Genomic DNA, 8,106 nt, shown 5'->3' on the forward strand with positions numbered 1-8,106 from the left:
CGAAGACCAGCGCCGCGCGGCCGAGCGCGCCGCCGGCCTGGATTTCGCCACCGCCTTTGGCCTCGATCCGGCCGCATCCAGCTCATCGGCCGGGCCGGATGACGATGGGGATGCCGGCATGCACGAACTGGCGCAGGAAAACCTGGGCGCAGAGGTCGACGAAGTGCTGGACTGGCTGGAAGCGCAGCGCTATCAAAGCGACGCCCGCTTCATCGAGAGCCGCGTCAACGCCCGCGCCGGCAAGCTGGGCCAGATGCGCATCAAGCAGGAACTGGCGCAGCATGGTGTGGCGCTGGATGCCGAAACCGCGCTGCAGCTGCGACAGACCGAGCTGGCACGCGCCCGCGAGGTGTGGCGCCGACGCTTTGGTGACACCCCTGCAAGCGAAGCTGCCGAAAGGGCCAGGCAGATGCGTTTCCTCGCCGCGCGCGGCTTTGCTGGGGACGTGGTGCGGCGGGTTGTGGGCGACAGGGAAGACGACTGACTCGCACTGCTCGCGGGCATCCAGGTGATGCCCGAAACCAGGTACATGCGGGTTACACGCTGCTCGTGAGGACTGGCCTCGCGCCGGCAAGTCATCAGGTCACTTGAGGGAACGGGCATGCTGCGATGCAGCAAGGGTGTAAAATCTTTGGTTGTCTGGCCCGGTTCGGGGCAGCTGTCCCCATGCCTTTGCCCGCTGCATCCCCCACCCGCCAGCTGAAGCACCACCGTGCGATCAGCGTGACCGTGTTCGCTCGCGACGACGGGCTGTGGGAAGTCGACGCCCGCATTACGGACATCAAGACCCACCCGATCAGCACCGCCAACGGGGTGCGCCCGGCTGGCGAGCCAGTGCACGACCTGCTGCTGCGGCTGGTCGTCGACACCCGCTTCAACATCCTCGAAGCGGGCGCAGAATCCCGCGCCACGCCCTATCCGGGCCATTGCAACCAGCACGGCGACGCCTACGGCAGGCTGGCCGGGCTGAACCTGATGCAAGGCTTCAAGCGCGCGCTGCGCGAACGCGTGGGCGGCGTTCGCGGCTGCACCCACCTGACCGAAATGGGCGACCTGCTGCCCACCGCTGTCGTCCAGGCTTTTGCCGGCGAGGTGCTGGACACCCACGGCCAGGGCGACGAACCCCCTTTCCAGCTCGACCGCTGCCACGCCCTCGTCACCGATGGCGAGGTGGTCAGACTGCACTATCCCCGCTGGTTCCGTCAGGCCGCCGCCGACGAAACTGCCGCAAAATTGCGCGCCGGTCCCGCTGGCAGCATTTCCCGCTGAGCCGGCACTGCCGCTGCTCCTTCCCCGTTTTCGCACTCACGCAAAGACCCTCCCATGAAGATTCACGAGTACCAAGGCAAGGAAATCCTGCGCCAGTTCGGTGTGCCGGTGCCCAAGGGCATCCCGGCCTTCAACGTGCAAGAGGCGGTGGAAGCCGCCCAGAAGCTGGGCGGGCCGGTCTGGGTCGTGAAGGCCCAGATCCACGCTGGCGGCCGCGGCAAGGGCGGCGGCGTGAAGCTCGCGCGCACGATGGACGACGTCAAGGCCATCTCCGAGCAGATCCTCGGCATGCAGCTGGTCACGCACCAGACCGGCCCGGAAGGCCAGAAAGTGCGCCGCCTCTACATCGAAGAAGGCGCCGACATCAAGAATGAACTCTACGTCTCGCTGGTCACCGACCGCGGCACGCAGAAGGTCGCCTTCATCGCTTCGAGCGAAGGCGGCATGGACATCGAGGAAGTTGCGCACTCGACCCCCGAGAAGATCGTCACCGAGATGATCGACCCGCTGGTGGGCCTGACGGCCGAGCAGAGCAGGAAGATTGCCGCAGCCATCGGCCTGACCGGCGCCTCGGTGGACCAGGCCGTGGACCTGTTCGCCAAGCTCTACAAGTGCTACATGGACACCGACGCGTCGCTGGTGGAAATCAACCCGCTGAACTGCGACTCCAAGGGCAACCTGATCGCGCTCGACGCCAAGTTCAACTTCGACGCCAACGCCCTGTTCCGCCACCCGGAAATCGTCGCCTACCGCGACCTGGACGAAGAAGATCCGGCCGAAGTCGAAGCCTCGAAGTTCGACCTGGCCTATATCAGCCTGGACGGCAACATCGGCTGCCTGGTGAACGGCGCCGGCCTGGCGATGGCCACCATGGACACCATCAAGCTGTTCGGCGGCGAGCCGGCCAACTTCCTGGACGTGGGTGGTGGCGCCACTGCCGAGAAGGTCACCGAAGCCTTCAAGATCATGCTGAAGAACCCGGAAGTCAAGGGCATCCTGGTCAACATCTTCGGCGGCATCATGAAGTGCGACACCATCGCCACCGGCGTGATCACGGCCTGCAAGGCGGTGAACCTGTCGGTGCCGCTGGTGGTGCGCATGAAGGGCACCAACGAAGACCTGGGCAAGAAGATGCTGGCCGAAAGCGGCCTACCCATCATCGCGGCCGACACGATGGCCGAAGCGGCCACCAAGATCGTCGCCGCCGTCGCCTGACTCCCATCCACACCATCGCACCACGCCCGAGCGCCGGGCCGCCCCAAGCTGGGCGTGATCCCCTCGGGGGATCGGGTGCGGTACACCGCATACGAGGGGCACCATGTCCATTTACATCAACAAAGACACCAAGGTCATCACGCAGGGCATCACCGGCAAGACTGGCCAGTTCCACACCCTGGGCTGCCAGGCTTACGCGAACGGCAAGAACGCCTTCGTGGCCGGCGTGAACCCGAAGAAGGCCGGCGAGAAGTTCTCCGACATTCCCATCTACGGCAGCGTCAAGGAAGCCGCCGGCCAGACCGGCGCGACCGTGTCGGTGATCTACGTGCCGCCGGCAGGCGCCGCGGCCGCGATCTGGGAAGCCGTCGAAGCCGACCTGGACCTGGCGATCTGCATCACCGAAGGCATTCCCGTGAAGGACATGCTGGAAGTGCGCAACAAGATGAAGGCCAAGGAAGCTGCCGGCGGCAAGAAGACGCTGCTGCTGGGCCCGAACTGCCCCGGCCTGATCACGCCGGAAGAAATCAAGATCGGCATCATGCCCGGCCACATCCACCGCAAGGGCCGCATCGGCGTGGTCTCGCGCTCGGGAACGCTGACCTATGAAGCCGTGGCACAGCTGACCGAAATCGGCCTGGGCCAGTCCAGCGCCGTCGGCATCGGTGGCGACCCAATCAACGGACTGAAGCACATCGACGTGATGCAGGCCTTCAATGACGACCCGGACACCGACGCCGTCATCATGATCGGCGAGATCGGCGGCCCGGACGAGGCGGAAGCCGCCCGTTGGTGCAAGCTGAACATGAAGAAGCCCATCGTCGGCTTCATCGCCGGCGTGACCGCGCCTCCCGGCAAGCGCATGGGCCATGCCGGCGCGCTGATCTCCGGCGGCGCAGACACGGCCGATGCCAAGCTGGCGATCATGGAAGAGTGTGGCTTCACCATCACCCGCAACCCGTCGGAAATGGCCAAGCTGCTGAAAGCCATGCTGTAAGGTCGGCGCCGACAGCCTAGGGATGTCCGTAGTACCACGGACAGCCACCTGACAGGCTTGCCTAGAATCCAGGGATCGATCGCAAGGTCGATGCCCTGCGCAAGGGCCTGATGCAGACGCATCAGGCCTTTTTCATTCGGCCATCAGGCGGCCGGGGCCACCGCCACCCACAACATCATTCTTCGGGAGAACCCACGCCATGGACATCACTTCGGCCGCCTTCTGGGCCGCCCTCGGCTCCATCATCCTTGCGAACGTGCTGCTTTCGGGCGACAACGCAGTGGTGATCGCCATGGCTGCCCGCGCCCTGCCGGCCAACCAGCAGAAGAAGGCCATCTTCTACGGCAGCGCCGCCGCCATCGTGATGCGGATCGTGCTGACGCTGCTGGCGGTCAAGCTGCTGGCCATGCCTTACCTGAAGCTGGTGGGCGGTGTGGCGCTGGTCTACATCGGCACCTCGCTGCTGCTGGAGAACGACGATGAGGACGACGCACACGGCACCGGCCACACCAGCCTGATGACGGCCATCCGCACCATCCTCGTGGCCGACCTGGTGATGAGCCTGGACAATGTGCTGGCCGTGGCCGCCGCCGCGCACAACAACACGCTGCTGCTGATCCTGGGCCTGGGCATCAGCATCCCGCTGATCATCTTCGGCTCGACGATGCTGCTGAAGGTCATGGACCGTTTCCCCATCATCATCACGCTGGGCGCTGCACTGCTGGGCTACCTGGCCGGTGAAATGGCCTTGACCGACCCGGGCGTGGTCTCACTGATCGGACCGCAGCCGGAAATCGTGCCAGAGATCGCCGGGGCCATCGGCGCCGTGTTCGTCGTTGCGCTAGGCCACTTCCTGAAGCAGCGCGCGCACCGCGCGGCGCAGGCCAAAGCCAGCTGAAACAAGGCCGCTTTCCGCTGACAAACCCCGCCACCCGGCGGGGTTTTCCTTTGGTGTCCCGCATAATGGCGGCCTGAAGGGGAGTAGCTCCCATCGGCAGGTCGTCAATACGGGGTCGCAAGCCCCCGGTCTGTCGGACAAGCTGGCCGCAACAGCCGCTTGTCGAGCAAGACCTTCGACACGCCCGCGCGACACGCGTCGGGAGTTCGAAGGCATCCCCGTCCGGTTGATCCGGCGCGTCTTTGGCTCTCGCCCGATCACAGGGTGTGTCGTACCCACCGACAACCTGGAGCACACACATGGAATTCCTGTCCGCCCAATGGTTCTCAGCGCTGCTGGCCATTGTCCTGATCGACCTCGTCCTGGCCGGCGACAACGCGATCGTCATTGCCCTGGCCGCCCGCGGCCTGCCCAAGCACCTGCAGGGCAAGGCCATCCTGTGGGGCACCGTGGGCGCCATCGTCGTGCGCTCGCTGATGACGGTGGTCGTGGTCTGGCTGCTGAAGATCCCCGGCCTGATGCTGGCCGGTGGCCTGGGCCTGGTCTGGATTGCCTACCAGTTGCTGGCCTCCAACGACGAAGGTGGTCATGAAGGCGGGGGCGCCACCACCTTCTGGGGCGCGATGAAGACCATCGTCGTCGCTGACGCACTGATGGGCATCGACAACGTGCTGGGCGTGGCCGGCGCGGCGCATGGCGCCTTCGACCTGGTCATCATCGGCCTGCTGATCAGCGTGCCCATCGTGGTCTGGGGCAGCAGCCTGGTGCTGAAGCTGGTGGACCGTTTCCCCGCCATCACCTACATCGGCGCCGGCGTGCTGGCCTTCACTGCCGCCAAGATGGTGATCGACGAGCCGCTGCTGGACGCGGTATTCGATGCCTCGCTGCCCACCCGCTTGCTGACCTATGCGGTGGTGGTCGTCGGCGTGCTGGCTGCGGGCTGGTGGCGCAAGCGCCGCGCCAACACCAACGCGGCCCAGCCCGGCGTGGCTCACTGAGCGCCGCACCGCATCCACCCGTGGAGGTATGCCACCCCGCGGGTGGGCGAGTCCCAGGACCTGACGGGGCTGCCGCTGTGCTAAGGTCAGCCAGCCCCAATTCACCCAAGGGAAACGCCAACGATGGCAACCGCCCAACCGGGCTTCTGGCAGCAGCTGTTCCGCCGCAACCAAGGCGCCAGGCAGCAAGCCTGGACCGCCACCAGCCAGCCGCCGCCCAGCGAACCGGCCACATCCGCGGCATTGCCGGCAGCGCCAGCGCCGCCGCTGGGCAAACTGGCCGGCTACACGCTGCAGCGGGTGCTGGTGCAGGGCCCCCAAGGTGCGCTCTACCTGGCAGACGCGCCGCGCACCGGCGAGCCCGTCGCGCTGAAGACGGTGAGGCTGCAAGGCAGCGAACACACCCGTGAGCGCTTTCTGCACGAAGCCGAAACGGCAGCCCGCCTGCAGCATCCGCACATCGTGCAGACCTTCGCATCGGGCGTCGTCAGCCAGTCGCACGAAGCGCATGGCTGGATCGCGATGGAATGGGTGCCAGGCGGCGACCTGATCCGTTACACCACACCCGGGCAACTGCTGCCGGAAGGCTTGGTGCTGCAGATCGGCGCGGCCATGGCAGAGGCACTGGCCCATGCGCACCGGCAAGGCGTGGTGCACCGCGACCTGAAGCCGGCCAACGTGATGTTCAACCCGGCCAACGGCATGCTGAAGCTGGGCGACTTCGGCTGCGCCCGCCTCAGCGACGCCGAGCGCAGCCGCAGCGGGCTGATCGTCGGCACGCCCGGCTACATGGCGCCCGAGCAACTCAGCGGCCTGCCGCTGGACGGGCGCTGCGACCTGTACGCGCTGGGCGTGCTGCTGTTCGAGCTGCTGACCGGCCGGCTGCCGTTTGCCCATGCCTCGATGGGCCAGCTGCTGGTGGCGATTGCCACTGAACCCGCCCCGCGGCTGGATGCCTTGCGCCCCGAGTTGCCGCCACTGCTGGCCGACGTGATCGCCCGGCTGCTGTCCAAACACGCCAGCCAGCGTCATGTGGACGGCACGCAACTCGCGCGTGAACTTCGTCTCCTGGTGCCAAGCTGCACGGTGCTGCCCGAAACCCGCACCAAAGCCCATGACGCTTGAGCGCACAATGCCTGCCCGGCATCACTTCACATTTCAGGATTCCTGCCTGTGCCCCTGAGCCTCGACTACAGCAGCGCGCTCGACACCGGCCGCGCTCGCCACAACAACGAAGACGCCGTGCTGGTCGACCCCGGCCTGTCGCTGTGCCTGCTGGCCGACGGCATGGGCGGCTATAACGCCGGCGAGGTCGCCAGCGAGATGGCGGTACGCGTCATGCGGGACCACTTGGTCGAATGGGCCGCGCAACAACCTGACCAGTCCACCCCGCCCACCAGCCCCGCCGTGCAGGCCGCGCTGGCCGCTGCCGCACAACATGCCAACCGCGCCGTCTTCACCGCAGCGCAAACCGTGCCGGAGTACAACGGCATGGGCACCACGCTGGTGGGCGCCTTGTTCGGCGGCCATCAGGTCTGGATCGGCCACCTCGGTGACTCGCGCGCCTACCGCTGGCGCGCCGGCCGGCTGGACCAGCTCAGCCGTGACCACTCGCTGCTGCAGGAACAGATCGACGCCGGCCTGCTGACGGCCGAGGAAGCCCAGTTCGCCGCGCACCGCAATCTGGTGACACGCGCAGTCGGCGTGGAGCCCGAGGTGATGCTGGAAGTGCACGAACACGCCTTGTTACCGGGAGATGTCATCTTGCTGTGTTCTGACGGACTGTCCGATATGCTGCCGGATTCCGGCATCGCGCAAGTGCTGCGCCAGCACGACAGCGACCTGGACAGCACCGCCCATGCCTTGGTGGATGCCGCCAACGCGGCGGGCGGAAGGGATAACATCTCCGTGATTCTGGCCAGGACAAAAGGAAGCCAGAACGCGTCAGCCCGGGCCTGGTGGCCTTTCCGGCGCTGACCTGGCAGGGGTGTAGAGGAGCCGTCCGCACGCGGACAACTGAGGGATTTCATGGGCAAGCTGGTCGTATCACTCGACAACGTGGTTCTCAAGGAAGTGCAGATCCAGAAGGAGCGCACGACCCTGGGCCGGCGTCCGTACAACGACATCGTGATCGACAACCTTGCCGTCAGCGGCGAGCACGCCGTGCTGCTGGCCGTCGGTGAAGACGTCTTCCTGGAAGACCTCAACAGCACCAACGGGACCTACATCAACGGCAAGGCGGTCAAGAAACAGTTGCTCTCGCACAACGACTCGATCGAGATCGGCAAGTACCGCCTGAAGTACCTGACCGACGAAGTGCCGGACTACGAAAAGACCATGATCCTGCGGCCCGGCACCTTCACGCCGCACCTGCCGCCCATGCCTGCCGTGCAGACGCTGCCCGCGTCGGTCAAAGTGCTGAACGGTGGCGCCGCCGGCCGCGAAGTGCTGCTGTCCAAGGCGGTCACCACCGTCGGCAAGCCCGGCACCCAGGTCGCCTCGATCGCCAAGCGGCCCACCGGCTACGTGCTGGCCCACGTCGAAGGCGACGCCCGCCCCAGCATCAACGGCGCCCCGCTGGGCGACGGCGTGATGGCGCTGAAAAACGGCGACATCATCGAGCTGGCCGGCACGCAGATGCAGTTCATCCAGGGCTGAACGCCCTGAACACCGGCGCCTGAACAAGCGTCCGCGAGCAACTGATGCGCCTGCGCGGCCTCGCCTGGTGG

Annotated in this window: 9 protein-coding genes; all 9 read left to right on the forward strand. The window is 66.3% G+C overall.

Translation table 11 applies throughout. The features are described 5' to 3' along the window. Window positions 1–484: regulatory protein RecX (locus tag FKP22_RS14520; RefSeq protein ID WP_141288193.1), on the forward strand; the 484-nt coding region annotated here is incomplete at its 5' end. A gap of 182 nt (window positions 485–666) precedes the next feature. After that, entirely contained in the window at window positions 667–1,269 is a 603-nt protein-coding gene (locus FKP22_RS14525) for a DUF2889 domain-containing protein (RefSeq protein ID WP_141288194.1), read from the forward strand. Window positions 1,270–1,323: 54 nt separating this feature from the next. Next, window positions 1,324–2,484, forward strand: a complete 1,161-nt coding sequence (gene sucC / locus FKP22_RS14530) for an ADP-forming succinate--CoA ligase subunit beta (protein ID WP_141288195.1) — start codon at window positions 1,324–1,326, stop codon at window positions 2,482–2,484. 103 nt (window positions 2,485–2,587) lie between these two features. Next, window positions 2,588–3,481: a succinate--CoA ligase subunit alpha gene (gene sucD, locus FKP22_RS14535; RefSeq protein ID WP_141288196.1), complete on the forward strand. Its 894-nt coding sequence runs from the start codon at window positions 2,588–2,590 to the stop codon at window positions 3,479–3,481. Window positions 3,482–3,680: 199 nt separating this feature from the next. Then, window positions 3,681–4,379: a TerC family protein gene (locus tag FKP22_RS14540; protein WP_141288197.1), complete on the forward strand. Its 699-nt coding sequence runs from the start codon at window positions 3,681–3,683 to the stop codon at window positions 4,377–4,379. Between the two features lie 299 nt (window positions 4,380–4,678). Continuing rightward, window positions 4,679–5,377 (forward strand): TerC family protein, encoded by a 699-nt coding sequence (locus FKP22_RS14545; protein WP_141288198.1) that lies wholly within the window; start codon window positions 4,679–4,681, stop codon window positions 5,375–5,377. Between the two features lie 123 nt (window positions 5,378–5,500). Then, window positions 5,501–6,502 carry a serine/threonine-protein kinase gene (locus tag FKP22_RS14550; protein ID WP_141288199.1) on the forward strand — a complete coding sequence of 334 codons (1,002 nt, stop codon included), beginning with the start codon at window positions 5,501–5,503 and terminating at the stop codon, window positions 6,500–6,502. Window positions 6,503–6,550: 48 nt separating this feature from the next. Beyond that, window positions 6,551–7,354, forward strand: a complete 804-nt coding sequence (locus FKP22_RS14555; RefSeq protein WP_310733332.1) for a Stp1/IreP family PP2C-type Ser/Thr phosphatase — start codon at window positions 6,551–6,553, stop codon at window positions 7,352–7,354. 51 nt (window positions 7,355–7,405) lie between these two features. Further along, window positions 7,406–8,035 carry an FHA domain-containing protein gene (locus FKP22_RS14560; protein WP_141288200.1) on the forward strand — a complete coding sequence of 210 codons (630 nt, stop codon included), beginning with the start codon at window positions 7,406–7,408 and terminating at the stop codon, window positions 8,033–8,035. The last annotated feature ends 71 nt before the right edge of the window (window positions 8,036–8,106 follow it).

Origin of the sequence: Ideonella azotifigens, from assembly GCF_006519715.1 — a bacterium.
Taxonomy (GTDB): Bacteria; Pseudomonadota; Gammaproteobacteria; order Burkholderiales; family Burkholderiaceae_C; genus Ideonella; species Ideonella azotifigens.

What these genes read in the sequence shown, in the direction of transcription:
- FKP22_RS14525 (WP_141288194.1), top strand. Translation starts at nt 667, where the DNA reads ATGCCTTTGCCCGCTGCATCCCCCACCCGCCAGCTGAAGCACCACCGT.
- sucC (WP_141288195.1), top strand. Translation starts at nt 1,324, where the DNA reads ATGAAGATTCACGAGTACCAAGGCAAGGAAATCCTGCGCCAGTTCGGT.
- sucD (WP_141288196.1), top strand. Translation starts at nt 2,588, where the DNA reads ATGTCCATTTACATCAACAAAGACACCAAGGTCATCACGCAGGGCATC.
- FKP22_RS14540 (WP_141288197.1), top strand. Translation starts at nt 3,681, where the DNA reads ATGGACATCACTTCGGCCGCCTTCTGGGCCGCCCTCGGCTCCATCATC.
- FKP22_RS14545 (WP_141288198.1), top strand. Translation starts at nt 4,679, where the DNA reads ATGGAATTCCTGTCCGCCCAATGGTTCTCAGCGCTGCTGGCCATTGTC.
- FKP22_RS14550 (WP_141288199.1), top strand. Translation starts at nt 5,501, where the DNA reads ATGGCAACCGCCCAACCGGGCTTCTGGCAGCAGCTGTTCCGCCGCAAC.
- FKP22_RS14560 (WP_141288200.1), top strand. Translation starts at nt 7,406, where the DNA reads ATGGGCAAGCTGGTCGTATCACTCGACAACGTGGTTCTCAAGGAAGTG.